Genomic DNA, 24,225 nt, shown 5'->3' with positions numbered 1-24,225 from the left:
GAAAAGCTCAGCCCTATTGTTATCATTTTTTATAAAACACAAGCTTCGGTCATCGCTTTCGCTACCAGAGGACGAGCTTGCTCTGAAAGCTCAATTAGTGGTAAACGTAAATGACCGTCGGCGATTAAACCTAATTGTTGCGCAGCCCATTTTACTGGAATCGGGCTCGATTCAACAAAGAGTCCTTTGTGCAGAGGCATCAGACGTTGATTAATAATCTCTGCTTCTGCAAATTTTCCAGCCAAAGCCAGTTTCAACATTTTTGCCATATCCGCCGCTGCAATATTGTTAGTGACAGAAATGACCCCTTGCCCACCTAATTTGACAAACTCAAGCCCGGTAGCATCATCACCACTGAGTAAAATAAAGTCATTGCCACATAATTCACGATGGAGTGTAACTCGGCTCAAATCACCCGTAGCATCTTTGAGTGCAACAATGTTTTTTAGTTCCGCAAGGCGAGCGACCGTTTCAGGGCGTAAATCAACAGCGGTACGTCCCGGGACATTATACAAAATGATTGGTGTGTCCGTTTCTTGGCTAATGGCTTTATAGTGTTGAAATAGGCCTTCTTGAGTCGGCTTATTATAATAAGGAGTGACACTCAAAAAGCCTTTTACTCCGGTATTATGTAATAAACGGCTAAAGGTGATCGATTCATGAGTCGCATTGGCTCCAGTTCCCGCGATCACAGGAATTTGACCTGCTGCAAATTCAACGGTTTTTTCTACAACCTTAACATGCTCTTCAACTGAGAGTGTTGCTGACTCTCCGGTGGTCCCTACCGAAACGATCGCGTCAGTACCGGCTGCGATATGATAATCTACTAATTTTTGCAAACTGGAATAGTCAACTTCACCATCTTGATGAAAAGGGGTTATTAACGCAACCATACTTCCTGAAAACATGTCTATCTCCCTAGATTGATAACTTTTGCATGGTACTGCATGGCACTTAAAAAAGACAAGGGGGGAAATCCGCTTAAACGGCGCATATCGGTGAATATTTATCAGATGTTTGATCCGACCAACTCTCTCCTCGCTAAAGCTTAGCGCTAGCAAGCATCCGGCTTTGTCAATCGCCCGTAATTTTATGCTTAGTCGTGAGTCAATAAACCCTAGCTTATTACGATTTCTCTATCATTTCATAACTGTGTTAACATACAAGAAAACATCAAATGAAGCGACATTATGACTCAACATCTTGTGATCACCGCGATCGGCTCAGATCGAGCAGGAATCTGTAATCAAGTAGTCCAGCTTGTTACACAGGCTGGCTGTAATATTGTCGATAGCCGCATTGCGCTGTTTGGAAATGAATTCACGCTGATTATGTTAGTCTCTGGCAATGCAAATAGTATTACTCGGGTTGAAACCACCCTGCCACTGTTGGGTCAGCAACAGGATTTGATTACCATGATGAAACGAACTTCTCCCCATCAACAGCAATCTAGCACTTATACCGTTGAAGTGTATATCGAATCCGATGACAAACTAGGGCTAACCGAAAAATTCACTTATTTTTTTGCTGAACGCCATATTGGTCTTGCATCCCTCAGTGCTCAAACCCTTCATAAATCGAAACTCGGCACAGAAATGGATCAATTCCATATTGCGATCACCGCTCAAGTTAATAGCGAATGTAATTTAATGCAATTACAAGAAGATTTTCAAATCCTATGCCAGCACTTAGACGTTCAAGGCGCATTAAATTTTATAAAAAACAGCCAATAAAAGGAAAGGAATTAATATGAATACTTTAACAGCAGGCTCTTCCGCTCCCGCCTTTGCACTGCCCGATCAAGACGGCAACACGGTTTCGCTTAGCGACTTTAACGATAAAAAAGTGCTCTTATATTTTTATCCCAAAGCGATGACACCGGGCTGCACAGTACAAGCTCAAGGGTTGCGAGACAGCAAAGCCGAATTAGACCACTATAATGTTGTTGTGTTAGGCGTTAGTATCGATCCTGTGGCTCGACTCAATAAGTTCATCGCGCGTGATAATCTCAACTTCACGTTATTGTCAGATGAAGATCACCAAGTTGCCGAACAATTCGGAGTATGGGGAGAGAAAAAGTTCATGGGGAAAACTTATGATGGCTTGCACCGTATCAGCTTTTTAATCAATGAACAGGGGATCATTGAGCAGGTCTTTGATAAATTTAAAACCAAGGATCATCACCAAGTCGTTTTAGACTATCTTGCCCAAAATTCATAGTCAGGAACACCTTTATTCCTCTTATGATAGATACATTTTATTGCTGCTAAGAAAAAGCCATCCGATCAATTAGGATGGCTTTTTTCGATAACGTTTTAACTTACCGATTCGCAGTATAAGACCACAAACTAGACGGTAAACTTACTTAAAATTGCATTTTGTTCACGAACATTTTCAGCTTGGACTTGCATTGCAATATTGGCTTCCTCGGCAGATTCTGCAACTTGAAGAGAAAGATCTTTAATTTTGACGGTGTTATTATTGATCTCTTCGGCAACAAGGCTTTGTTGTTCCGCAGCAGAGGCAATTTGCAAGTTCATATCGCTGATCTGCTGAATCGAATGCCGAATCCGTTGCAGTGCTGTATCAGCCAGTTGGGCTTTAGCAACCACATCTTCAGCTGTGGTTTTACTTTCATTCATCGCCACAGAAACCGAATTAGAGCCAACTTGTAATTGCTCGATCATCGTACGAATTTCAGTTGTTGATTGCTGCGTGCGTTGAGCAAGGGTTCTGACTTCATCAGCAACCACGGCAAAACCTCGACCAAACTCTCCAGCTCTTGCGGCTTCAATCGCCGCATTTAATGCTAACAAGTTGGTTTGATCAGCAATATCATTAATCACTTTCAAAATCGTTTCAATGTTGGCCGTTGCCGACTCTAAGCCACGCACTTCTTCGACCGCCATATCAATATGCGCCGATAAGCGATCAATAGATTCCGTCGTATCACTCACCACCGATGAACCTTCTTGCGTGGCTTCATCTGCCTCTTTAGTCGCCGATGCTGCACTTTGAGCATTATTAGCAACTTCGGTTGCAGTCACTGACATTTCATGCATTGCCGTCGCTAATTGCTCTAGCTCTTGCAATTGAGAGCGCATTGCCGAAGAAGACCCCTCAGCACTCCCTATCGTTTGCTCTGCTCCGCGCATAATTTCTTCGCCAATCGCTTTTGATTGTTGAATCTGCTGTTGCAAGATTTCGGTAAAAGTGTTGAACCCATGTGCAAGTTCAGCAAACTCTTTATCGGTATTGGTATTTAACCGTTTGGTTAAATCACCTTCTCCGGATGCCACATCCTGAATCGCGTTATTCAACACCCCAAGTGGGCGCATCAGCACTTTAATCAGAATGCTTAAGCCAATTACACTTAATATCACCCCAATTAAAGTATAAATAATAGAATTACTACGCAGCTTCGCCAACGTCGAAAAAGCCACCGATTCATCGATAATTGCGCCAACATACCATTTTTCATTAGCGACCTTACTAAAATAAGCAAGGTGAAGCTGCCCTTCTAATTCAATCTGTTGCATCCCGTCACGCAAGGTAATTTGAGGAAGGTAGCTCGAAAGCGGCTGTCCATTATTATTGATATCTGGATGAGCAATAGTGGTTCCGCTTTCAGTCACAATAAATAGATATCCGGCATCAAATAGGTTGGAACTGTTAACGAGAGCAGCAAGCTTAGTCAACTCTACATCATAATACATCGAGCCGATAAATTGCCCCTGAGAGCGAATCGGCGTACCGATAGAGATAATCATATTTTTTGTTGCAGCATCAACATAAGGGGCGGTCACTACCAGTGATTGCTGATTTTTCGCTTCAATATACCATGGGCGTCGACGAGGGTCATAACTGCTGTCAGGGCTCCAGTTGTCATCATTTTCAATCATGGAACCATCGGCTTCGTAACCTAAACCGATCGATAAAAAGCTGCCTTTCAAGGTCGGTTTTTCTAAAACATCCTGCACGTATTGCCGATTCACAGGATCGAGTTCCAGACTTTCACTCATCGCTTGAGCTAAGTTTTTTTTACTGCTCATTTCTGATGCAACGGTATTTTTAACCCCCAATACCTGCTCTTTTAAACTATTTTGCACTAGCGTTTGAACTTCAGCACGTACCGTCGCCAATTGTTGCAAAGATAATAGCACCACAATAACCAACAAGAGCGCCGATGAAGCGGCTATAATTTTGTGACTAAATTTCATATTTCCCTCGACTCCCATTCCATTTTTATTGTTATGATTTCTATATCGCCAAGCCAAATGAAAACTTAAGAGATCACCTTAATTACTTTAGTTGATGATTACGCTCTATTCCTCATATTATTCGCTTAACAGGGTATTTTCATCATTACTGGGAAGTGCATGCCATACTGCTTTCACTAACGTTGCTAATGGAATCGCAAAAAACACCCCCCAAAACCCCCACAAGCCGCCAAAAACTAACACAGCAATAATAATAAACATGGGGTGTAAATTGACCGCTTCAGAGAAGAGAATTGGAACCAATACATTACCATCGAGTACTTGGATGATGGTATAAGCAATCAATAAAGTGTAAAACTGTGGTGTCATTCCCCACTGAAATAAACCAACAATTGCAATCGGAACAGTGACAAGAGCTGCGCCGATATAGGGAATTAACACAGAAAAGCCAACAGCTACGGCAAGTAAAGCGGCATAGCGTAACTCTAAAATAGCGAACGTGACATAACTGACACCACCAACGATAAGAATTTCTAACACTTTACCACGGATATAATTTGAAATTTGTTGGTTCATTTCCAACCAAACTTTGGTCGCCAGTTTGCGGTTTCTTGGTAAAATCCCACTGGCAACATTCAGCATTTCTTGTTTATCTTTAAGTAGGAAAAACACCAACATAGGCACCAAAATAAGGTACACCGCTAAGGTCGCGATACTGACAAGCGAAGCCAGCGACCCCTTAACAATCGATTCTCCCATGCTCAGAGCTTGATTCTTCGCATTATTAATTAAAGATTCAACAATCTGTAAATTGGCCAATTCAGGATAACGCTCAGGTAAACTAGCAATAAACGCTTGAAGGCCATTATACATATTGGGTATATCATTAATTAAGTTGACCACTTGTTGCCAAATTGTGGGAACCAATCCAAATAGGGCTAAAAACATTAAACCAATAAAGAGTAACACCACCAATACAACTGAAGCTGAACGAGGCATACCCAATCGACACAATTGCACAACAGGCCATTCCAATAAATAAGCCAGAACAATAGCTACCAATAAAGGGGCGATTAAATGGCCGAAAAAATAAATAATGATAAAGCCAAAAAAAAGAATCGCGACCAAACTGACGGCATGCGGGTCGGAGAAGCGTCTTTGATACCAACGGTTCAGCATTTCAAACATCGAGAAAGGTCTCCTTTGAAACATATAATAAGAAATAATCAGCCTCAGATTGGCATTGATAGATAAAGCCCTGTTGCTGGAGATAGGATTGAATATCGCGAACTGAGCTAGCATCGCGGATCAGAATGGTGAGACTTGGCTTACCATAATCAAGCGTCAGGGTATGACGCTTTGCAAGTAATAACGTCATTGGGCATCGATGTTGGCGTAAATCAAGAATCTTGGGTTCCATTCTTCAGTTCAATCCTTAATATAGGCGTATCCGAGTCATCTCAGTATCTCGAACGAAACATCTTACGTAACTCCATGTATTGAGGTCACTTGGCTATGCTACATTGTATCGGCTTTTACTCTAGGTGCCATCGTTTTCTCTGAGTCACTATTAGCTTATATTGACTTATCATGGTCAGTTTATTTTTACTTTGATAGTGCCGATACGAAACCTATCGAAACGAGTAATGTCTTAGTGAAAGATGAATTCGGAGTTTTCCCCATAGTTATGATAATAAAATGGTCACGTTCACTAATCAGCCTTTGCTTAGCGACAACACTGAGTTTCCCATCGGCTTCTTATGCAGAGGTAACTAAAGTCAATAGTATTGAATTACCTGATATTGGCACCGTTGCCGGTTCAACCTTAACCATTGACCAAGAGCGGATTTATGGTGATGCATATATGCGAATGCTCAGAAACAGTAAACCCATTATCAACGATCCTGTCATTCATGAGTATATCGATACGCTTGGTCATCGGTTAGTCGCCAATGCCGACGATGTTAAAACTCCATTCACTTTTTTTATGATTCGCGATCGCAATATTAACGCCTTTGCTTTTTTTGGCGGCTATGTTGCCCTGCATTCCGGCTTATTTCTTCATGCTCAGTCAGAAAGTGAGCTGGCATCTGTCATGGCTCATGAAATAGCCCATGTCACACAGCGTCATTTAGCTCGCAGCATGGAAGAGCAAGCCCGCCGTTCACCTGCGACCATGGCAGCCTTAGCCGGATCATTGTTACTGGCCATTGCCGCTCCAGAAGCTGGAATTGCAGCCATTACCGCGACAACCGCAGGCAGTATGCAAAGCCAAATCAACTATACCCGAAGTAATGAGAAAGAAGCGGATCGTTTTGGTATTGCCACCTTAGCGAAAGCTGGATTTGATGTTCAAGCCATGCCACGTTTTTTTGGTCGACTCGCTGATGAATATCGTTATGCGAGTACACCACCACCAATGCTTCTCACTCACCCACTACCAGAAGATCGCATTACTGATAGCCGAGCGAGGGCTCAGCAATATGCCAATGTACCTGTCGCTCCTTCACTCAATTATCATCTTGCTCGTGCACGAGTTGTTGCTCGCTACGCAGGAATTAGCAGTGATGCGGCTTTAGATTGGTTTACCCGTACCCAAAAAAAATCGCCAGAAAGCATCAAAGACGCATTTGATTATGGCAGAGCATTGGTTTATCTCGACACGAAACAGTACAAAAAGGCCGAACCTTTACTGCAAGCCTTATTAATCACCAGCCCCGATAATAATTTTTATCTTGATGCGATGACCGATTTGCTTATCGAAACGACGCGGACAAAGGAAGCACAACAACAGCTTGCTCAAGCTCTGCAACAAAAACCAAATAATCGGGTCTTAATCATTAATTATGCCAATGCGCTTATTAAAGGAGAAAAGTACGCCGACGCCACCCGATTATTACAACGTTACACCCATGATAACCCCAATGACAGCAATGGTTGGAACTTGCTTGCCGAAGCAAGTCACCATCAAGGAAATGAACCAGAAGAGTTGGCTGCTCGCGCCGAGCTTCTTGCTCTAGCTGCCAATTGGAATAAAGCGATTCAATATTATACTCAAGCCAGTCAATTAGCTTCATTAGGAAGCTTAGAACAGGCCCGTTATGACGCTAGAATCGATCAACTCATGGTACAAAGAGAACGATTTTTATCACTGAAATAATCTCAATGTTAGCTATTATGACTTATCATAATCACCTAAAGGAAATATTATGTCTGTTGTCATTTACCATAACCCAAGATGTTCGAAGAGTAGAGAAACGCTGGTCTTGCTTGAAGCCCAACAAATCAAACCAACGATTATTAAATACTTAGACACTCCACCCAATGTCGCCGAGCTAAAACAGCTGTATGCTCAACTCAACTTACCCAATGTTCGTTGCATGATGCGAACCAAAGAAGCACTCTACCAAACGCTCAACCTGGCAGATCAAAGCCTCTCTGATGATGCACTATTTCAGGCGATGGCCGAGCATCCAAAACTGATAGAACGCCCTATCGTTGTCGCCAATGGTCAAGCAAGACACGGGCGTCCTCCTGAGCAAGTTCTTGACATTTTATGAGTACACAGATCATTGTTCTCTATTACAGTCGGCATGGTAGCACCCTTGCTCTGGCTCGGCAGATAGCGAGAGGGATTGAGTCTATCGCCGGCTGTGAGGCCTTATTACGCACAGTCGCTTCACTAGATAACAGCCAATCACCGGCGTGCGATCCCATCATTCAACTCAAAGAACTTCAACAGTGCGACGGATTAGCGCTAGGCAGCCCGGTTTGGTTTGGCAATATGGCCGCTCCTTTAAAACATTTTTGGGATCAAACAACACCTTTATGGATCAATGGAGATTTGATCGATAAACCGGCTTGTCTTTTTACCAGCTCCGCAACCTTACATGGTGGACAAGAAACAACCTTGCACAGTATGATGTTTCCTTTGCTCCATCACGGAATGTTAATCGTTGGCATTCCCTACTCAGAGCCTAAACTTCATACCACTCGATCTGGAGGTACTCCTTACGGAGCCAGTTATGTTTCATCAGCAACATTAACAAACGATGAAAGTGAATTAGCTCGAAAACTAGGACAACGACTTGCACGTATTGCAAGTCAGCTCAAGGAAAGATCATGACCATCCCCTACTCTCCCCACACTCGCTTTGTGCGCTGGCTTGCATTGGGAGGCATACTCTCGCTCATCATTTGGATAACACTTTGGCAGTTAATCTGGTCGCCACATCCACATATTTCGCCAGTTGCTATCACCATTGGCTGGCTGATACCGTTATTATTACCATTACCGGGGATTATCAAAGGAAAACCTTATACGCATGCTTGGGCAAATTTTGTTCTCATGCTGTACTTTGTACATGGTTTCACTCTTTTGTATGTCGATAATGGTGAACGCTGGCTTGCGGCAATCGAATTACTCTGCACCAGCAGTGCCTTTATCGGAAACACACTTTATGCGCGTCTACGAGGTAAAGAGCTGGGGTTAAAATTAACCAAACTTTCTGAACTTGAACGCGCCGAAAAAGCGCAGTTTAATCGTGACTAGCCATTCAAAGTAACTAACTATTCAAGATAACTAACTATTCAAGATAACTAACTATTCAGAGTGACGAACTATTCAGAGTGACTAATCATTCAAGCGAAACAAAAAACCCCAGTGATAAAATACTGGGGTTAAGTTTAGTCATGATCAAAACTGATAGAGTCGATCTTTTACTCTTGCCAAGAAAAATACAGCGTGATCTCGTGGGGTTGTTCTGTTGCTTCTGACTCTACTTTTGCTGTTTCCTCTGACGTCTCTGATGCTGATGCCTCCGTTGTCGATAGGCCAGAGTGAGCTTGTAGAGAAGAAGTTTCAATCAATGGCGCAGATCGTGTGGCTACCTGCCTCATTCTTAGCACTTCTTGTTCAAACTCTGTCTGACTGGCTAATAAATGGACATTAAACGTAACTTCATTTCCTTTAATTTTAACGACATCCAACGACGCAACCGAACTTAGACGATTTAATGCCTCTTCTAAGGTAAAAAAATCACGGGCATGATTAACGGGCTTAAATTCAACCAATAATTTTTGTGAAGACTCACTACTAACCAGTAGCGCACCTTTTTTAGCATAATAATCACTAACCTCATCAATCAAACTGCTGATAGCTTGTTCACCACTTGCTTGACCAATCAATGGGGTTTTCGGTGCCGTTAACATTTGTTCTGCTGGTTGATCATACAGCGTCCAGCGCAGGTTGGTTCCTTGCACTCGTACCACTAAAACCGCATCGGTTGGATAACGTTGGCTAGCGAAGCTGATCGGCTGAGTAAAGCCGCCCCATAAATCAGAAGTTTGAATACCTGTAATATCATCAAAATCGCCAACAGGAATAGTAATGGGCAATCCGCGCAGTTGGGCACTTGTTTTTAATTGTTGCATCAATGAGCTTTCAGAGTGTTCCCAATTAATGTAACGATCATAATTCGATTCTTCCACGACCCAAACCAAGACGTTGGTTCGCGTTTCCGGCCAAAATGGTAATTGAGCCTGGGTTAACAAAGAACGGATATGAGGCGCACTAAACGTCATATTAAGGGTTTTATTCACACCTTGCTGGCCATAACTGATTTGATTTAGGTATTGTGCACTTTGTCGTAATGCTTTTCCGATCACCTCATTATTGACGGATTGCTTATCACCCGAGGTTCGGATAATAACTTCCTGCAAACCTCTCATTCTCGCATTTGCTTCCGCATCGCTTTGTTGCTCATCAAGCACAACCTCAGCTTGATAGAGATTGAGTTTAGATGAAGCAAGCCCGGAGAAACTCATTAATCCGATGATCAACACCAATAAGTAGCGCATAGTATTCCCATATCCTCACGAATGAGCGTTGATGATAAGCAACTATCCTATTTCGAGCAAGGCACCCTTCTTATATGCTTGTCAAATTTTCTCCAACTTTTCTGGCTCAGTACGAAATCGTGAAATCATAAAAACTTGATCTACTTTCCATGGCAATCGTTTGCAAAAGTGATAGAATCCGGCGAATTTTGTTCAGCATCAGGGGAAATACGATGAAAAATGCCATTCAAGGCGCACAGATGTTATTTGTTGCATTTGGCGCGCTGGTTTTGGTTCCATTATTGACAGGGCTCGATCCTAACGTGGCCTTGTTTGGTGCCGGTATCGGTACGCTTTTATTCCAACTTATCACCCGCCGCTCGGTTCCTATCTTTCTCGCCTCTTCTTTCGCTTTTATTGCCCCTATCATGTACGGTGTTCAAGCATGGGGAATTGCGGCAACCATGGGAGGTTTAATGGCTGCCGGGACAATCTATATCCTACTAGGAGCGATTATCAAAGTTCGAGGCGTCGCGATTGTACACAGACTACTGCCTCCGGTTGTCGTTGGCCCTGTGATTATGGTTATTGGCTTAGGCCTTGCTCCAACCGCCGTCAATATGGCATTAGGAAGAACAGGAGATGGCTCTGCACAATTAGTTGAGGCACAAGCAGCTTTATGGATTTCAGCGATTTCTCTATTAGTTACGGTCGGGATGAGCGTTTTTGCTCGTGGTTTTTTCAAACTTATTCCAATTTGTGCTGGCATCGCCGCAGGTTATAGTACTTCACTTTATTTTGGTGTAGTTAGTTTTGCCCCCGTTCAGCAAGCAGCATGGTTTGCTTTGCCTAATTTCACTTTCCCTGAATTTAATATCAATGCCATCTTATTTATGATCCCCGTCGCCATCGCTCCAGCTGTTGAGCACGTGGGGGATATGCTAGCCATTTCCAATGTAACTGGAAAAGATTATCTGAAAAAGCCGGGGCTACACCGCACGATTGCTGGGGATGGAATTGCGACCATGGCCGCCAGTTTTATCGGAGCGCCACCGAACACAACGTACAGTGAAGTGACTGGCGCAGTGATGCTCACCAAAGCATTTAATCCTGTTATTATGACTTGGGCTGCTGTGACCGCTATTATTTTAGCCCTGGTTGGAAAATTGGGCGCTTTACTACAAACAATTCCCATTCCTGTCATGGGGGGAATTATGATTTTGTTGTTTGGTTCGATTGCGACGGTTGGTCTTAATACCTTAATTAAAAACCAAGTCGATCTACATAAATCACGTAACTTAGTAATTGTTGCCGTTACATTGGTTTTTGGTATCGGAGGAATGGCTTTTGGCATCGGCGATTTCAGCCTACAGGGCGTCAGCTTATGCGGTATTGTCGCTATTATTTTAAACTTAGTTCTGCCGAATGATCTCGGTGAAAACCATGTGGTGGATAACACTCAAATCGAAGAGCATCAATAACCATTAATGCTCTTATGACTGCGATTTGTGCCTTGTATCGCTTTAGGATTCTTGGCACAAGTCGGCAAAACTGCCTCTGGTGAGTAGCGCTAAATCATTAGGGGCTAATTCAATTTCTAATCCTCGTTTACCCGCACTCACACACATCGTTGACAAATTTTTCGCACTGTGATGAATAAAGGTGGGTAATAATTTTTTTTGTCCTAACGGACTGATCCCCCCCACCACATAACCGGTTATTTTTTGTGCTACCTCAGGATTCGCCATTTCTGCTTTTTTTGCCTTGGCTGCTTTTGCCGCTAACTTTAAATTTAATTTTTGCGCGACGGGGATCACCGCGACCGCTAAATGTTTTTCTTCCCCATTAAGACAAAAAAGAAGCGTTTTAAATACCGTGTTAGGATCTTGCCCGAGTGCTTCTGCGGCTTCTAAACCATAACTCGCGTGGCTTGGATCATGCTCATATTGATGGATGGTGTGAGCCACTTTCTTTTTCTTAGCCAAATTAATTGCAGGGGTCATATCCCATCACTCCTTACACCCAAAAATAAAAAAACGAGCAAGGCGACCTCACTCGTTGTGACCGAACGACTAGTTAACGAATATCGATGGGGGCAAAACTTTTAATTAAATCATCTAAGTGTTTCATCTGCGCCAAGAAAGGTTCTAACTTATCAAGTGGTAGCGCAGAGGGGCCATCGCATCGGGCTTGATCTGGATTAGGATGCGCTTCAATAAACAACCCAGCAATACCCGTTGCAAGCCCGGCTTTAGCCAATTCGACGGTTTGCTCACGACGCCCTCCCGATGCGGCCCCTGATGGATCCCGCATTTGTAGTGAATGAGTCACATCAAAAATAATCGGGCTACCTTTTGAGGCCGTTTTCATAACCCCGAAACCCAGCATATCAACCACTAAGTTATCGTATCCATGGCAAGAACCACGTTCACAAAGAATAATCTTATCATTGCCACATTCAGCAAACTTCTCAACGATATTGCCAACTTGACCTGGGCTCATAAACTGAGGTTTTTTCACATTGATCACTGCGCCAGTTTTCGCCATGGCTTCGACTAAATCAGTTTGACGAGCAAGAAACGCAGGCAATTGAATAACATCCACCACATCAGCAACCGGCTGAGCTTGAGCTTCCGTGTGAACATCGGTGATCACTTTCACCCCAAAAGTCTCTTTCAATTCCTGAAAGATACGCATCCCTTCTTCTAAACCAGGGCCACGATAAGAATGCACTGAACTACGATTCGCTTTGTCAAATGAAGCTTTAAAGACATAAGGAATACCCAACTTGTCTGTCACTTTCACATAGTGTTCACAGATCTGCATAGCAAGATCGCGGGATTCTAATACATTCATCCCGGCAAAGAGTGTAAACGGTTTATCGTTAGCGACTTGAATATCATCGATGTGAACAATTTTTTGTTCCATATTTATTTCTCTTTGTGTGATTAATGCAACGTCACTGGGTGATAAGTGAGTGCATTCATTTGATTTTTTAACAATTCAACCGCCGGATCTTCAGGGCAATGTTGAATAAAATATTGGTAATCCGAGAGTGCAACCTGATGGCAATCCAACTGTTGATATATAAAGCCACGATCTCGAATTTCATACGGATCGTCAGGCACAAACGTTAACGCTAAATTGGTACATCGCAGAGCTAGAGTATACCGCTCTTCTCGCAGCAGTGCACTTTTCAATAATGCTAACCAACGGCCAATAATTGTTGGATGATCTGCGGGAGTCAAATGTTGCGGCTGTAATTGAGCTAATGGCCCCTTATGCCCCACCAACCAAGCATTTAAAACATGGAAAGAGACATACTCACCTGAAAAAGGGTTCAGATACAAAGGCTCTTCTTCTGGCCAACGGACTTCCAGTAAAAACTGAGTCGGAAACGTAATGCCACGTACCGGAAAATCGAGCTGCCGTGCAAAATAGAGTAATAAAGCCCCTAAACTTACCGGAATGCCTTGGCGGCGCTCCAATACCTTATCAATAAAACCATTTCGTGAATCAAAATAAGCGTCCCTATCACCACAAAAGCCCCATTGACGATAAAACAGCGTTAATAACGCCGCAAAACGTTGTTTCGGTTCAAGGTTAGTGGCTAACGCTTCCTTTGCCTGTTGCAATAATCTTCGTAACTCAGCCAGAGCCCATTCCACTTTCGTCTCCGGATTGATGGCTTTATTTAAAGCGAGAGCACCTTCGACTAGCTCCATCGCATCAAAATCTTCATCAAATAGGTTCAACATACCTTGCTCTAGTCCATAAAATTAACTAAAAAATATAGGAGCCTTACTCATCGCCACTTTACCGGCCATCACTAACCATCCCATCGCTCCGAGAAAGGCAAAAGTGCGCAATAACTTATTTCGACCAAATTTAAGTGCAAAAAAGCCCAATGCAATATACGCAAGGACACAGGTTAACTTATCGGTCATCCAAGGCGCAGCCGAGGTATAAGGGATAAACCCCGTGATCACGATTAACCAAATGCCGCTAAACAGGAGCAAGCTGTCATTAACATGAGGGAAAACCTTGAGAAATTTGTGCTGCAACCATGGTGAGTCCATCATCATGAGCAAATAACGAACCGTCAATAAAAAAGCACTGAGTGCAATCGTCAATAGATGGAGATGTTTGAGTCCTTCGTACATATTGTCCTCTTAAAAATCAAAATCGAGCCAATGTCACTCGGTCATTACCCGCATAATCTTGCTCTGTCGTTATGTCTTGATAGCCCAACGCTCCGAGAATCGCCCGCACCGCTGCACCTTGTTCACAGCCGTGTTCAAATAGCAGCCAACCGGCATCTAATAGATAATCTCTCGCGGTTTTTGCGATGTATTTAATATCGGCTAATCCATTATCTGCGGCAACCAATGCGCTTTTCGGTTCAAAACGCACATCGCCTTGGACTAAATGGGGATCGTCCGTCTCAATATAAGGCGGGTTGGAAACGATCAAAGCAAACTTTATACCGCCTGCTAGTGGAGTAAACCAACTTCCCTGTAAAAATGTGACATTGGTTATTTGCAAACGTTGGCTATTTTCTATCGCCAATTGCTGCGCTTCACGCTGTAGATCAATACCAATGATCTGACGTGTAGGTAATTCAGATGCCAATGCTAGCGCGATCGCTCCAGTTCCAGTACCAAGGTCAAGAATCTGCCCATCAATTTGTTGCGACTTTTCAAGTGCTAACTCGACTAAACGCTCGGTGTCTGGCCGAGGAATTAACGTTGAAGGAGCCACTTTTAACGGCAATGACCAAAATTCTCGCTCACCAATAATATACGCGACCGGCTCTCCGCTCAGGCGTCGAGTTAAAAGCGCATCGAACTCAGATTGTTGCTCGAATGTGAGCATTTTCTCCGGCCAAGTTAATAAGTAAGAGCGAGGCTGTTGTAATACATGGCAAAGCAATACCGCAGCATCGAGCGACGGCGAATCACTGCCACTCTCCGCTAAGCGTGTCTTGGCTAGGGCTAATAATGCCCCAATATTCATCGACATCCGTTAATTTTGCTCAGCCAAGGCGGCTAATAAATCCGCCTGATGTTCTTGTATCACAGGATCCACTAAGGCTTGTAGATCGCCCTCCATGACTTCACTTAAGCGATAGACGGTTAAGTTAATACGGTGATCCGAAACTCGTCCTTGCGGATAGTTATAAGTACGAATACGGTCACTGCGATCCCCTGATCCCAGTAGGTTACGTCGGGTATCCGAAATTTCAGCCGCTCGCTTTTCTTCTTCGGCTTTAGCAATACGAGCCGCCAAAACCGACATCGCTTTCGCTTTGTTTTTATGTTGCGACCGTTCATCCTGACATTCCACCACAATACCAGTAGGCAAGTGAGTAATGCGAATAGCAGAATCAGTCGTGTTGACGTGCTGACCACCGGCACCCGATGAGCGGAAGGTGTCAATTTTTAGATCAACCGAACGAATTTCTGGTATTTCTGTTTCAGGGATTTCAGCCATCACCGCGACGGTACACGCCGACGTATGCACTCGGCCTTGAGATTCTGTCGCCGGAACCCGTTGCACACGGTGACCACCAGATTCAAATTTTAGAATACCATACGCACCATCACCACTGACTTTGGCAATCATCTCTTTATAGCCACCATGTTCCGCTTCACTGGCCGACATCACTTCAATTCGCCATCCTTTCTTCTCGGCAAATCGGCTATACATACGGAACAGATCACCAGCAAAAATACCCGCTTCATCGCCGCCTGCACCGGCTCGAATTTCTAAGAAACAGTTGCGATCATCATTGGGATCTTTCGGTAATAGCAGAACTTGTAGCTCGTCACTTAAACGTTCAATCGATGCTTTAGCAACTTTGATTTCTTCTTGCGCCATTTCACGCATTTCAGCATCGTCTTCATTGGCCATCTCTTCGGCAGCCACTAAATCCTCTTGGGCTTGCTGGTAAGCTTGGAAACATTGAGTAATTTCTTCCAGTTGTGAGTACTCTTTCGAGAGGGTACGAAATTTATCTTGATCACCGATTACGGTTGGATCACCCAATAAGTGTTGCACTTCTTCATAGCGCTCCACCAGAGATTCAAGCTTAACTAAAATCGATGCTTTCATAGTGTCTTCTTTATAAAAATAGGTAAGGAATGATAACTTATTGTGGGTCATCAAGACCCAAACTTTGCCTAATAATCGCAAGTTTTGCAGGCTCACCCTGCTCTGCAGCCATTTGCAGCGCTCGAGTCGGCGTATGAATCAATTTATTGGTCAACTTATTGCTGAGTTCGATCAACAATTTCTCAGCATCGCCACCAGCCGCCAGCGCTTGTAAACTCTTGCTTAATAGCTCTTCTCGAATCTCACTCGCCGCTTTACGATAGTCACGAATACTGTCAACCGCCTGTAAGGAACGCAACCAACTCATAAAATCAGCGCTTTCTTCACTCACAATCACTTCAGCTTGAATCGCTTCAATTTTTCGCTGTTGTAGGTTGCTATCGACGATCGACTGCAAATCATCGACCGAATAAAGATACGCATCATCCAAATCGCCAACCTGAGACTCAATATCACGAGGAACCGCAATATCAATCAATAAAATAGGCTGATGACGACGTACTTTAAGAGCACTTTCAACCATCCCTTTCCCGATAATGGGCAGTGGACTTGCTGTTGAACTAATCACAATATCCGCCTGCGCTAAATAATCGGGAATTTCATTCAACGTAATCACATCAGCATCAAAATGCTGTGCTAACACGTTTGCCCGCTCTAGGGTTCGGTTAGCGACCATCATCCGTTTACAGTGATGCCCAGCCAAGTGCTTAGCAACCAACTCGATCGTTTCCCCTGCACCGACTAACAACACGGTTGCATCAGCGAGCGATTCAAAAATATGTTTTGCCAAAGTACAAGCGGCATAGGCCACAGAAACGGCATTACCTCCTATTTCTGTTTCTGTACGTACACGCTTAGCAACAGAAAACGCTTTTTGGAATAGCTTTTCTAGTGCCGAATCCACCATATGGTTTTCTTTGGCATCTGCATACGCCTGTTTGACCTGCCCCAAAATTTGCGGCTCGCCCAAGACGAGTGAATCCAACCCACACGAAACGCGCATTAAATGGCGAATCGCCGCTTGCTCTTCGTGAATGTATAGGCTGGGTTTTAACTCCTCTGGATTAACTTGATGAAATCGCGCTAACCATTCAATCAACTTATTCTTACTGGCTGATTTCACATCACAATATAGCTCTGTTCGGTTACACGTAGACAGGATAACGCTCCCGTTTACATAAGGATGATCCGAGAGCTCGCGTAATGCTTCAGACAGCTTATCGGGTCCAAAAGCCACTTTTTCTCGTAACTCAACCGAAGCTGTATTGTGATTGATACCAATAGCAAGCAAGGACATCTATCGAGGATTCTCAGGTAAGAAATGGATTAAGCGACGAATTTTACTTGATGCACCAAATGATTGAAAGGGTCGGCGGGATTTGTTTTTCTGAGTTCGTGACATCAATGATATAGTAAGCACGACTTTCAGACTTAAAACACGTAAAGTGAATCATCAGTCTCAACATATAAGTTGGTATCAATATAATAAAAGTGAGTAGCAATACAGCAATGACTTGCCCTATTCCAATACTCATGCGATAGGTAAATACTCATAGGATAGAGAACTGGCGACACCTGACCACAAACGAGATAACAGATACGTTAAGCATGGATAAATAACGAAGACACTATGACCGCTAAAGCACAAATTTTTCTGTTGTTTTTTTTCATCATGACCTTCACTGGCTGTAGTACTATCTCGCAGCCGATAAGTGAGGTCCAATGGCAAACACATCAGGATCAATTAAAAAAAATCAAACACTTCCAACTGGTGGGAAAGTTAGGGTATCGCTCTCCAGAACAACGGCAATCCCTTCACTTTCAGTGGCAAACCGACAGCAACGGTACTCAGTTAAGGCTTACGACCTTTCTCGGACAAACCATTTTAAACTTGTCGTTCAATGAGCACGGAGCCCAGGTTCTGACTCATGATGATCGCCTCTATCAAGCGACCAGCGCTCAACAATTAGTTCAGCAATTAACGGGCTTAGACCTCCCCATCGAATTATTACAAGAATGGATATTGGGTCTACCATCCCAAGCCGATCAGTTTGATCTCAACAGCCATAATACGTTGGCTTGGTTAGATAAAACCATCGAACAACAGACTTGGCGAGTGAACTATCAGCGTTACCGTGAATACCCATGGCAACAAATAACCTTGCCTTTGCCTGAAAAACTCACACTATCCCAAGAGTCGACTTCTATTAATTTGGTGATATCTCAATGGACGTTAACCCCATGAATCCGAATTCCACGACTTGGCCTTCGCCCGCTAAACTCAATCTTTTCTTGTATATTAACGGACAACGACCTGATGGTTACCACGAATTACAAACTCTGTTTCAATTTCTCGATTATGGCGACCAGCTCACGATTACGCCAACGTCGGATGGTATCATTCAACTGACCCCACAACTGGCCGGTGTAACAGAGCAAGATAATCTTATTTGGAGAGCAGCAACTGCCCTCCAGCGTCAAACGGGCTGCTCACAAGGCGCTCGTATTCAACTCACAAAACGATTACCGATGGGGGGAGGTATTGGCGGCGGCTCATCGAATGCGGCAACCGTGTTGGTAGCTTTGAATTATATCTGGAACACTGGGCTAACCGATATACAACTAGCAAACATCGGGCTCACCTTAGGCGCGGACGTTCCGGTATTCATCCATGGAGCCGCTGCTTTTGCTCAAGGCGTTGGCGAACAGTTGCATCCGATTACGCTTGATGAAAAATGGTTTTTAGTTATTCGCCCCAAAGTCAGTATCGCGACGAAAGATATTTTCACCCATCCTGATTTATCGAGAAACACGCCAAAGCGTGATTTAGCGACCCTTCTCGCCATGAAATACGAAAACGATTGCGAAAAAATTGTCCGAATGCTTTACCCAGAGGTTGATAAGCAACTTTCATGGCTGCTACAATACGCGCCGTCAAGATTGACCGGGACGGGGTCTTGCGTTTTTGCTGAGTTTTTGAGCAAAAAAGATGCAGAAGCTGTCCTTGCCAGGCTCCCTGACGATGTCTCGGCGTTTGTGTCCCAAGGGCGCAATATATCACCGCTAAAAGAGACGCTGGCTGACTACCAATCAGCCCACACCCAACCTAATTAAAAACTGGACGCAACCCTGAGGTTTCCACCGTGCCTGATATGAAGCTATTTGCTGGTAACGCCACACCTGAACTAGCCCAACGTATTGCTGATCGTCTATACATCTCCCTTGGTGATGCTACTGTTTCACGTTTCTCTGATGGAGAAGTGGCAGTGCAGATCAACGAAAATGTTCGTGGTAGCGATGTATTTATTATTCAATCGACTTGTGCGCCAACCAATGACAACCTAATGGAATTGGTGGTAATGATTGACGCAATGCGCCGCGCTTCTGCAGGCCGTATTACTGCCGTTATTCCCTATTTTGGCTATGCTCGCCAAGATCGCCGAGTTCGCTCTGCACGTGTACCGATCACGGCAAAAGTTGTTGCCGATTTCCTTTCTAACGTAGGCGTTGACCGCGTATTAACCATTGACCTACACGCCGAGCAAATCCAAGGCTTCTTCGATGTGCCCGTTGATAATATTTTTGGTACACCTGTGTTACTCGAAGATATGAAAGCACGTAATTTAGAAGATCCCGTTGTGGTTTCTCCTGATTTAGGTGGTGTTGTTCGTGCTCGAGCAACGGCCAAAGCACTCGGTGATATTGATATTGCCATCGTTGACAAACGTCGTCCGCGTGCCAATGTTTCTGAAGTCATGAACCTAATCGGTGATGTTGAAGGGCGCGATTGTGTGATTGTTGATGACATGATCGATACCGGAGGTACATTGTGTAAAGCGGCTGAAGCTCTGAAAGAGCGCGGAGCTAAACGAGTTTTTGCTTATGCAACCCACGCCGTTTTCTCTGGTAATGCCGCGAAAAACATCAAAAGCTCAGTTCTCGACCAAGTCATCGTTACCGACTCCATCACCTTATCAAAAGAAATGGCAGCAACCGGAAAAGTTTCTCAGTTAACCCTTTCTAGCATGCTGGCTGAAGCTATCCGTCGCATCAGCAACGAAGAGTCTATCTCGGCGATGTTTAACTAAACGTTCACCCGTTCATACTATAATCACGCCTCATCGATGATGGGGCGTTTTATTTCTCGCGCACTGACCGCAAAGGCCATCTCGCCCTACGACTCTTTTCTATGCTATCATACCGCGCTTTTTCGTTTGCTAAGGGATCCAAACCTTGAGTCAACCAATTAAATTACTTGTCGGGCTAGCCAACCCGGGCCCTGAGTATGTTAATACTCGGCACAATGCCGGAGCATGGGTGATAGAAGAACTGGCTCGAGTCCACCACTGCGTCTTGAAAAGTGAACCGAAGTTTTATGGTTTAACAGGCCGGATTATGGTGCATGGTGAAGATCTACGCTTACTGATCCCCACCACGTTTATGAACTTATCCGGTAAAGCCGTTGCTGCGATGGCAAAGTTTTATCAAATCAATCCAGAGCAGATCATGATTGCCCACGATGAACTTGATCTCCCCCCTGGTATTGCTAAGTTTAAGCAAGGTGGTGGACATGGTGGTCACAATGGCTTAAAAGACACCATCAGTAAACTAGGCAATAATAAAGAATTTTACCGTCTTCGAATTGGCATTGGTCATCCGGGACATAAAGATAAAGTAGCAGGCTATGTGCTAGGCAAAGCTCCAAGCAAAGAGCAAGAGTGCATACTAGCAGCGGTGGACGAATCGGTTCGCAGCCTAGATATCTTACTCAAAGATGGCCTAACAAAAGCGCAAAATCGCTTACACACGTTCAAAGCTGAATAAGGTTACAAAGCATGGGTTTTAAATGTGGCATTGTTGGTTTGCCTAACGTTGGTAAATCAACTCTTTTTAATGCACTAACAAAAGCAGGTATTGAAGCGGCAAATTTTCCGTTTTGTACCATTGAACCAAACACAGGTGTTGTTCCGGTTCCCGATCTACGTCTTGACGCATTAGCAAAAATCGTCAAACCACAGCGCATCTTACCGACCACAATGGAGTTTGTTGATATTGCCGGTCTTGTAGCGGGAGCATCAAAAGGGGAAGGGTTAGGAAATAAATTTCTAGCCAATATCCGAGAAACCGATGCCATTGGCCATGTCGTACGTTGTTTCGAAAATGAAAATATCGTACACGTTGCAGGTAAAGTATCACCACTTGAAGATATTGAAGTCATCAACTTAGAACTAGCTCTGGCTGATCTAGATAGTTGTGAACGAGCCATTCAACGCCAAGTAAAACGGGCGAAAGGTGGTGATAAAGAGGCGAAGTTCGAACTAACCGTTTTGGAAAAACTGTTACCCGTTCTAACTGAAGGCGGCTCAGCTCGTTCTGTATCGTTAACCAAAGAAGAACTGGCAGCGGTGAGCTACCTAAACTTCCTAACGCTTAAGCCTACGATGTACATTGCCAATGTTAACGAAGAAGGATTCGAAAATAACCCTTACCTTGATGCCGTTCGGGAGCACGCTGAAAAAGAGCAAGCCTCTGTCGTGGCAGTTTGCGCCTCGATTGAATCAGAACTATCTGAATTAGAGGATGAAGAGCGGGATGAATTCCTCGCCGATTTAGGTATTGAGGAACCCGGATTAAACCGAGTCATTCGTTCAGGTTACGAATTGCTTGATTTACAAACTTATTTTACGGCAGGCGTCAAAGAAGTAAGAGCATGGACTATTCCTGTCGGTGCGACTGCGCCACAAGCTGCAGGGAAAATTCATACCGATTTTGAGCGTGGTTTCATTCGTGCTGAAGTGGTCGGTTATGATGATTTTATCCAATACAATGGTGAAAGTGGTGCCAAAGAAGCCGGAAAATGGCGTTTAGAAGGCAAAGATTACATTGTCAAAGACGGCGATGTTATTCACTTCCGTTTTAATGTATAACTTTATTTTCCATCAAACAGCCAACCTCGCGTTGGCTGTTTTTCTTTTATCGATGCAATAATAATTGCAAAGTTGTATTGAGTTAAAAGCAATCACCTTGTTGCTTTACCCGCTGTTTTTGATCAGAAACAACGCTCTTTGTTTAAAAAAAACTCGAACGGTTGATTTAAGAGAATTTATTCAAAAAAACTATTGACGCTCTGAGGCCATATCCGCATAATGCGCACCGTTCTCAGCGATAAGGCAATACCTCACTGAGAACGGCAATGGTAAATAAAATACCCTTGTTTTGGCTACGTAGCTCAGCTGGTTAGAGCACATCACTCATAATGATGGGGTCACAGGTTCAAATCCCGTCGTAGCCACCATTTCCTAAATGTTCTTTTGTTTATTTAGAGTTTTTAGGAAAGATGCGGAAGTGGCGAAATTGGTAGACGCACCAGATTTAGGTTCTGGCGCCGCAAGGTGTGAGAGTTCAAGTCTCTCCTTCCGCACCATAATTAGGCCTGGCTTTAATAAAGCAAGGTGGCTGTAGGTCTATCGCCAAGCGGTAAGGCAGCGGCTTTTGATGCCGCCATTCCCTGGTTCGAATCCAGGTAGACCTGCCATTATTCCTTATGTTTCAATGTGTAAAAACCATTGGAACTCAAAGCGAGATTGTATTATAGTTTCTCGCTCTGAAAAGATGGCTACGTAGCTCAGTTGGTTAGAGCACATCACTCATAATGATGGGGTCACAGGTTCGAATCCCGTCGTAGCCACCATTATATTAAACGTTATTTATAATAAATGACGATTAATAATGAGACGCGGAAGTGGCGAAATTGGTAGACGCACCAGATTTAGGTTCTGGCGCCGCAAGGTGTGAGAGTTCAAGTCTCTCCTTCCGCACCATCGTCTCATTATGAATAAACAATTTGCGGAAATGGCGAAATTGGTAGACGCACCAGATTTAGGTTCTGGCGCCGCAAGGTGTGAGAGTTCAAGTCTCTCTTTCCGCACCATATTAAAGGTTATCAGTTTTATCACTGCTGACTGATGTAGGTCTATCGCCAAGCGGTAAGGCAGCGGCTTTTGATGCCGCCATTCCCTGGTTCGAATCCAGGTAGACCTGCCAATTTATTTAACTCAATACTGTCAAAGCATTCACTGAATTTGCGGTGGTGGCGGAATTGGTAGACGCGCTAGCTTCAGGTGCTAGTGTCCGTTAGGACGTGAGGGTTCAAGTCCCTCTCTCCGCACCAAGTTCAGTATTACAGGTCTATCGCCAAGCGGTAAGGCAGCGGCTTTTGATGCCGCCATTCCCTGGTTCGAATCCAGGTAGACCTGCCATTTACAACGATGATTCGACTCACTCGGATTGTCTATAAAATTTGTGCGGAAGTGGCGAAATTGGTAGACGCACCAGATTTAGGTTCTGGCGCCGCAAGGTGTGAGAGTTCAAGTCTCTCCTTCCGCACCATGCTTTTAACATGCATAGCCTGGCTAGCATCTGCAGGTCTATCGCCAAGCGGTAAGGCAGCGGCTTTTGATGCCGCCATTCCCTGGTTCGAATCCAGGTAGACCTGCCATTTACAACGATGATTCGACTCACTCGGATTATCTATAAAATTTGTGCGGAAGTGGCGAAATTGGTAGACGCACCAGATTTAGGTTCTGGCGCCGCAAGGTGTGAGAGTTCAAGTCTCTCCTTCCGCACCATTAATTATATTATGGCTACGTAGCTCAGCTGGTTAGAGCACATCACTCATAATGATGGGGTCACAGGTTCAAATCCCGTCGTAGCCACCATTTTTTGAATATTTAGTCATATTCAAAGTGCAATGAAGTTATTTTTGTTGCTAATGTTGATTGATTCAACAAGTTACAGGTCTATCGCCAAGCGGTAAGGCAGCGGCTTTTGATGCCGCCATTCCCTGGTTCGAATCCAGGTAGACCTGCCATTTACAACGATGATTCGACTCACTCGGATTGTCTATAAAATTTGTGCGGAAGTGGCGAAATTGGTAGACGCACCAGATTTAGGTTCTGGCGCCGCAAGGTGTGAGAGTTCAAGTCTCTCCTTCCGCACCATTAATAAACAACCCAGCTTAAGCTGGGTTTTGTTTTATCTAACATCTGAAGGTA

The 24,225-nt window shown here is 44.0% G+C and carries 24 protein-coding genes and 15 tRNA genes; 27 read left to right on the top strand and 12 right to left on the bottom strand.

The annotated features are described in order from the left end of the window. Positions 1–29 precede the first annotated feature (29 nt). Positions 30–908 carry a 4-hydroxy-tetrahydrodipicolinate synthase gene (gene dapA, locus FKN05_RS00705; RefSeq protein ID WP_099611546.1) on the bottom strand — a complete coding sequence of 293 codons (879 nt, stop codon included), beginning with the start codon at positions 906–908 and terminating at the stop codon, positions 30–32. A 282-nt stretch (positions 909–1,190) separates the two neighbouring features. On the opposite strand from dapA, the gene FKN05_RS00700 reads away from it, so the two are divergent. Both FKN05_RS00700 and bcp read left to right on the top strand, forming a co-directional pair. After that, the gene (locus FKN05_RS00700; RefSeq protein ID WP_099611547.1) at positions 1,191–1,733 is read left to right on the top strand and encodes a glycine cleavage system transcriptional repressor; all 543 of its coding nucleotides are present in this window, start codon (positions 1,191–1,193) and stop codon (positions 1,731–1,733) included. Positions 1,734–1,749: 16 nt separating this feature from the next. Then, on the top strand, positions 1,750–2,220 hold the full coding sequence (bcp, locus tag FKN05_RS00695; RefSeq protein ID WP_170886582.1) for a thioredoxin-dependent thiol peroxidase: 471 nt from the start codon (positions 1,750–1,752) through the stop codon (positions 2,218–2,220). Positions 2,221–2,348: 128 nt separating this feature from the next. On the opposite strand, the gene FKN05_RS00690 is transcribed toward bcp, so the two are convergent. The 3 genes from FKN05_RS00690 to FKN05_RS00680 all read right to left on the bottom strand — a co-directional run bounded on the left by FKN05_RS00690 (position 2,349) and on the right by FKN05_RS00680 (position 5,640). Next, positions 2,349–4,220: a methyl-accepting chemotaxis protein gene (locus FKN05_RS00690; RefSeq protein ID WP_170886581.1), complete on the bottom strand. Its 1,872-nt coding sequence runs from the start codon at positions 4,218–4,220 to the stop codon at positions 2,349–2,351. 117 nt (positions 4,221–4,337) lie between these two features. Further along, positions 4,338–5,408 carry an AI-2E family transporter gene (locus tag FKN05_RS00685; protein ID WP_161439550.1) on the bottom strand — a complete coding sequence of 357 codons (1,071 nt, stop codon included), beginning with the start codon at positions 5,406–5,408 and terminating at the stop codon, positions 4,338–4,340. Beyond that, on the bottom strand, positions 5,401–5,640 hold the full coding sequence (locus tag FKN05_RS00680; RefSeq protein WP_099611551.1) for a sulfurtransferase TusA family protein: 240 nt from the start codon (positions 5,638–5,640) through the stop codon (positions 5,401–5,403). Before FKN05_RS00680 ends, FKN05_RS00685 begins: the two co-directional genes overlap by 8 nt. A gap of 267 nt (positions 5,641–5,907) precedes the next feature. Here FKN05_RS00680 and bepA point away from each other — a divergent pair, with 267 nt between their 5' ends. From bepA to FKN05_RS00660, 4 genes are read left to right on the top strand one after another with little or no spacing between them, the layout of a single operon-like run. Beyond that, positions 5,908–7,380 carry a beta-barrel assembly-enhancing protease gene (bepA, locus tag FKN05_RS00675; protein WP_170886579.1) on the top strand — a complete coding sequence of 491 codons (1,473 nt, stop codon included), beginning with the start codon at positions 5,908–5,910 and terminating at the stop codon, positions 7,378–7,380. Positions 7,381–7,429: 49 nt separating this feature from the next. Beyond that, on the top strand, positions 7,430–7,780 hold the full coding sequence (arsC, locus tag FKN05_RS00670) for an arsenate reductase (glutaredoxin) (protein ID WP_099611553.1): 351 nt from the start codon (positions 7,430–7,432) through the stop codon (positions 7,778–7,780). Further along, positions 7,777–8,346 carry an NAD(P)H:quinone oxidoreductase gene (wrbA, locus tag FKN05_RS00665; protein WP_099611554.1) on the top strand — a complete coding sequence of 190 codons (570 nt, stop codon included), beginning with the start codon at positions 7,777–7,779 and terminating at the stop codon, positions 8,344–8,346. Before arsC ends, wrbA begins: the two co-directional genes overlap by 4 nt. After that, the gene (locus FKN05_RS00660; RefSeq protein WP_170886577.1) at positions 8,343–8,771 is read left to right on the top strand and encodes a DUF2069 domain-containing protein; all 429 of its coding nucleotides are present in this window, start codon (positions 8,343–8,345) and stop codon (positions 8,769–8,771) included. The genes wrbA and FKN05_RS00660 overlap by 4 nt, the downstream gene beginning before the upstream one ends. A gap of 167 nt (positions 8,772–8,938) precedes the next feature. Here FKN05_RS00660 and FKN05_RS00655 read toward each other — a convergent pair whose 3' ends face one another. Continuing rightward, positions 8,939–10,078 (bottom strand): DUF2066 domain-containing protein, encoded by a 1,140-nt coding sequence (locus FKN05_RS00655; RefSeq protein WP_099611556.1) that lies wholly within the window; start codon positions 10,076–10,078, stop codon positions 8,939–8,941. Between the two features lie 212 nt (positions 10,079–10,290). On the opposite strand from FKN05_RS00655, the gene FKN05_RS00650 reads away from it, so the two are divergent. Continuing rightward, positions 10,291–11,538: a uracil-xanthine permease family protein gene (locus tag FKN05_RS00650; protein WP_170886575.1), complete on the top strand. Its 1,248-nt coding sequence runs from the start codon at positions 10,291–10,293 to the stop codon at positions 11,536–11,538. A gap of 42 nt (positions 11,539–11,580) precedes the next feature. On the opposite strand, the gene ybaK is transcribed toward FKN05_RS00650, so the two are convergent. The 7 genes from ybaK to hemA form a co-directional block, all read right to left on the bottom strand. Continuing rightward, complete coding sequence (gene ybaK / locus FKN05_RS00645; RefSeq protein ID WP_099611558.1) at positions 11,581–12,060, bottom strand: Cys-tRNA(Pro) deacylase; 480 nt, start codon at positions 12,058–12,060, stop codon at positions 11,581–11,583. Between the two features lie 73 nt (positions 12,061–12,133). Then, the gene (gene kdsA, locus FKN05_RS00640; protein ID WP_161427188.1) at positions 12,134–12,985 is read right to left on the bottom strand and encodes a 3-deoxy-8-phosphooctulonate synthase; all 852 of its coding nucleotides are present in this window, start codon (positions 12,983–12,985) and stop codon (positions 12,134–12,136) included. Between the two features lie 20 nt (positions 12,986–13,005). After that, positions 13,006–13,815: a SirB1 family protein gene (locus FKN05_RS00635; protein WP_099611560.1), complete on the bottom strand. Its 810-nt coding sequence runs from the start codon at positions 13,813–13,815 to the stop codon at positions 13,006–13,008. Between the two features lie 21 nt (positions 13,816–13,836). Next, positions 13,837–14,220, bottom strand: coding sequence for a SirB2 family protein (locus FKN05_RS00630; protein ID WP_099611561.1), 384 nt, complete (start codon positions 14,218–14,220; stop codon positions 13,837–13,839). Positions 14,221–14,236: 16 nt separating this feature from the next. After that, complete coding sequence (gene prmC / locus FKN05_RS00625) at positions 14,237–15,079, bottom strand: peptide chain release factor N(5)-glutamine methyltransferase (protein WP_099611562.1); 843 nt, start codon at positions 15,077–15,079, stop codon at positions 14,237–14,239. A 3-nt stretch (positions 15,080–15,082) separates the two neighbouring features. Further along, positions 15,083–16,171, bottom strand: a complete 1,089-nt coding sequence (gene prfA / locus FKN05_RS00620; RefSeq protein ID WP_099611563.1) for a peptide chain release factor 1 — start codon at positions 16,169–16,171, stop codon at positions 15,083–15,085. Between the two features lie 37 nt (positions 16,172–16,208). Continuing rightward, positions 16,209–17,468: a glutamyl-tRNA reductase gene (gene hemA, locus FKN05_RS00615; RefSeq protein WP_099611564.1), complete on the bottom strand. Its 1,260-nt coding sequence runs from the start codon at positions 17,466–17,468 to the stop codon at positions 16,209–16,211. Between the two features lie 333 nt (positions 17,469–17,801). Here hemA and lolB point away from each other — a divergent pair, with 333 nt between their 5' ends. From lolB to FKN05_RS00515, 20 genes are all read left to right on the top strand, one after another. Further along, positions 17,802–18,416 carry a lipoprotein insertase outer membrane protein LolB gene (gene lolB / locus FKN05_RS00610; RefSeq protein ID WP_099611565.1) on the top strand — a complete coding sequence of 205 codons (615 nt, stop codon included), beginning with the start codon at positions 17,802–17,804 and terminating at the stop codon, positions 18,414–18,416. Further along, positions 18,398–19,285 carry a 4-(cytidine 5'-diphospho)-2-C-methyl-D-erythritol kinase gene (gene ispE, locus FKN05_RS00605; protein WP_099611566.1) on the top strand — a complete coding sequence of 296 codons (888 nt, stop codon included), beginning with the start codon at positions 18,398–18,400 and terminating at the stop codon, positions 19,283–19,285. Before lolB ends, ispE begins: the two co-directional genes overlap by 19 nt. Before the next feature lie 29 nt (positions 19,286–19,314). After that, positions 19,315–20,259, top strand: a complete 945-nt coding sequence (locus FKN05_RS00600; protein ID WP_099611567.1) for a ribose-phosphate pyrophosphokinase — start codon at positions 19,315–19,317, stop codon at positions 20,257–20,259. A 145-nt stretch (positions 20,260–20,404) separates the two neighbouring features. Next, complete coding sequence (gene pth, locus FKN05_RS00595; RefSeq protein WP_099611568.1) at positions 20,405–20,995, top strand: aminoacyl-tRNA hydrolase; 591 nt, start codon at positions 20,405–20,407, stop codon at positions 20,993–20,995. 11 nt (positions 20,996–21,006) lie between these two features. Then, the gene (gene ychF / locus FKN05_RS00590) at positions 21,007–22,098 is read left to right on the top strand and encodes a redox-regulated ATPase YchF (RefSeq protein ID WP_099611569.1); all 1,092 of its coding nucleotides are present in this window, start codon (positions 21,007–21,009) and stop codon (positions 22,096–22,098) included. 291 nt (positions 22,099–22,389) lie between these two features. Continuing rightward, positions 22,390–22,466, top strand: a tRNA-Met gene (locus tag FKN05_RS00585). Positions 22,467–22,510: 44 nt separating this feature from the next. Then, a tRNA-Leu gene (locus FKN05_RS00580) sits at positions 22,511–22,595 on the top strand. A 36-nt stretch (positions 22,596–22,631) separates the two neighbouring features. Then, positions 22,632–22,706: transfer RNA gene (locus FKN05_RS00575), tRNA-Gln, on the top strand. Between the two features lie 79 nt (positions 22,707–22,785). Continuing rightward, positions 22,786–22,862, top strand: a tRNA-Met gene (locus FKN05_RS00570). Between the two features lie 45 nt (positions 22,863–22,907). Then, positions 22,908–22,992, top strand: a tRNA-Leu gene (locus tag FKN05_RS00565). A gap of 25 nt (positions 22,993–23,017) precedes the next feature. After that, positions 23,018–23,102, top strand: a tRNA-Leu gene (locus FKN05_RS00560). Positions 23,103–23,140: 38 nt separating this feature from the next. Continuing rightward, positions 23,141–23,215: transfer RNA gene (locus tag FKN05_RS00555), tRNA-Gln, on the top strand. Positions 23,216–23,255: 40 nt separating this feature from the next. Next, positions 23,256–23,342, top strand: a tRNA-Leu gene (locus FKN05_RS00550). 13 nt (positions 23,343–23,355) lie between these two features. After that, positions 23,356–23,430, top strand: a tRNA-Gln gene (locus tag FKN05_RS00545). Between the two features lie 45 nt (positions 23,431–23,475). Continuing rightward, positions 23,476–23,560, top strand: a tRNA-Leu gene (locus FKN05_RS00540). 34 nt (positions 23,561–23,594) lie between these two features. Then, a tRNA-Gln gene (locus FKN05_RS00535) sits at positions 23,595–23,669 on the top strand. A 45-nt stretch (positions 23,670–23,714) separates the two neighbouring features. Next, a tRNA-Leu gene (locus FKN05_RS00530) sits at positions 23,715–23,799 on the top strand. Between the two features lie 13 nt (positions 23,800–23,812). After that, positions 23,813–23,889 (top strand) — tRNA-Met (locus tag FKN05_RS00525). A gap of 77 nt (positions 23,890–23,966) precedes the next feature. Next, a tRNA-Gln gene (locus FKN05_RS00520) sits at positions 23,967–24,041 on the top strand. 45 nt (positions 24,042–24,086) lie between these two features. Continuing rightward, positions 24,087–24,171: transfer RNA gene (locus tag FKN05_RS00515), tRNA-Leu, on the top strand. Positions 24,172–24,225 lie beyond the last annotated feature (54 nt).

Source organism: Vibrio sp. 1-1(7), from assembly GCF_013048485.1.
Lineage (GTDB): Bacteria > Pseudomonadota > Gammaproteobacteria > Enterobacterales > Vibrionaceae > Vibrio > Vibrio fujianensis.
This window is presented reverse-complemented; position numbering and strand designations above follow the sequence as displayed.

Bases quoted from the DNA above. Each gene is read 5' to 3' on its own strand.
- dapA (WP_099611546.1), bottom strand. From the start codon at position 908: ATGTTTTCAGGAAGTATGGTTGCGTTAATAACCCCTTTTCATCAAGAT.
- FKN05_RS00700 (WP_099611547.1), top strand. From the start codon at position 1,191: ATGACTCAACATCTTGTGATCACCGCGATCGGCTCAGATCGAGCAGGA.
- ispE (WP_099611566.1), top strand. From the start codon at position 18,398: ATGGACGTTAACCCCATGAATCCGAATTCCACGACTTGGCCTTCGCCC.
- bcp (WP_170886582.1), top strand. From the start codon at position 1,750: ATGAATACTTTAACAGCAGGCTCTTCCGCTCCCGCCTTTGCACTGCCC.
- FKN05_RS00655 (WP_099611556.1), bottom strand. From the start codon at position 10,078: ATGCGCTACTTATTGGTGTTGATCATCGGATTAATGAGTTTCTCCGGG.
- wrbA (WP_099611554.1), top strand. From the start codon at position 7,777: ATGAGTACACAGATCATTGTTCTCTATTACAGTCGGCATGGTAGCACC.
- prmC (WP_099611562.1), bottom strand. From the start codon at position 15,079: ATGTCGATGAATATTGGGGCATTATTAGCCCTAGCCAAGACACGCTTA.
- kdsA (WP_161427188.1), bottom strand. From the start codon at position 12,985: ATGGAACAAAAAATTGTTCACATCGATGATATTCAAGTCGCTAACGAT.
- FKN05_RS00660 (WP_170886577.1), top strand. From the start codon at position 8,343: ATGACCATCCCCTACTCTCCCCACACTCGCTTTGTGCGCTGGCTTGCA.
- hemA (WP_099611564.1), bottom strand. From the start codon at position 17,468: ATGTCCTTGCTTGCTATTGGTATCAATCACAATACAGCTTCGGTTGAG.
- arsC (WP_099611553.1), top strand. From the start codon at position 7,430: ATGTCTGTTGTCATTTACCATAACCCAAGATGTTCGAAGAGTAGAGAA.
- ychF (WP_099611569.1), top strand. From the start codon at position 21,007: ATGGGTTTTAAATGTGGCATTGTTGGTTTGCCTAACGTTGGTAAATCA.
- FKN05_RS00680 (WP_099611551.1), bottom strand. From the start codon at position 5,640: ATGGAACCCAAGATTCTTGATTTACGCCAACATCGATGCCCAATGACG.
- prfA (WP_099611563.1), bottom strand. From the start codon at position 16,171: ATGAAAGCATCGATTTTAGTTAAGCTTGAATCTCTGGTGGAGCGCTAT.
- FKN05_RS00685 (WP_161439550.1), bottom strand. From the start codon at position 5,408: ATGTTTGAAATGCTGAACCGTTGGTATCAAAGACGCTTCTCCGACCCG.
- FKN05_RS00630 (WP_099611561.1), bottom strand. From the start codon at position 14,220: ATGTACGAAGGACTCAAACATCTCCATCTATTGACGATTGCACTCAGT.
- bepA (WP_170886579.1), top strand. From the start codon at position 5,908: ATGATAATAAAATGGTCACGTTCACTAATCAGCCTTTGCTTAGCGACA.
- FKN05_RS00650 (WP_170886575.1), top strand. From the start codon at position 10,291: ATGAAAAATGCCATTCAAGGCGCACAGATGTTATTTGTTGCATTTGGC.
- lolB (WP_099611565.1), top strand. From the start codon at position 17,802: ATGACCGCTAAAGCACAAATTTTTCTGTTGTTTTTTTTCATCATGACC.
- FKN05_RS00690 (WP_170886581.1), bottom strand. From the start codon at position 4,220: ATGAAATTTAGTCACAAAATTATAGCCGCTTCATCGGCGCTCTTGTTG.
- ybaK (WP_099611558.1), bottom strand. From the start codon at position 12,060: ATGACCCCTGCAATTAATTTGGCTAAGAAAAAGAAAGTGGCTCACACC.
- FKN05_RS00635 (WP_099611560.1), bottom strand. From the start codon at position 13,815: ATGTTGAACCTATTTGATGAAGATTTTGATGCGATGGAGCTAGTCGAA.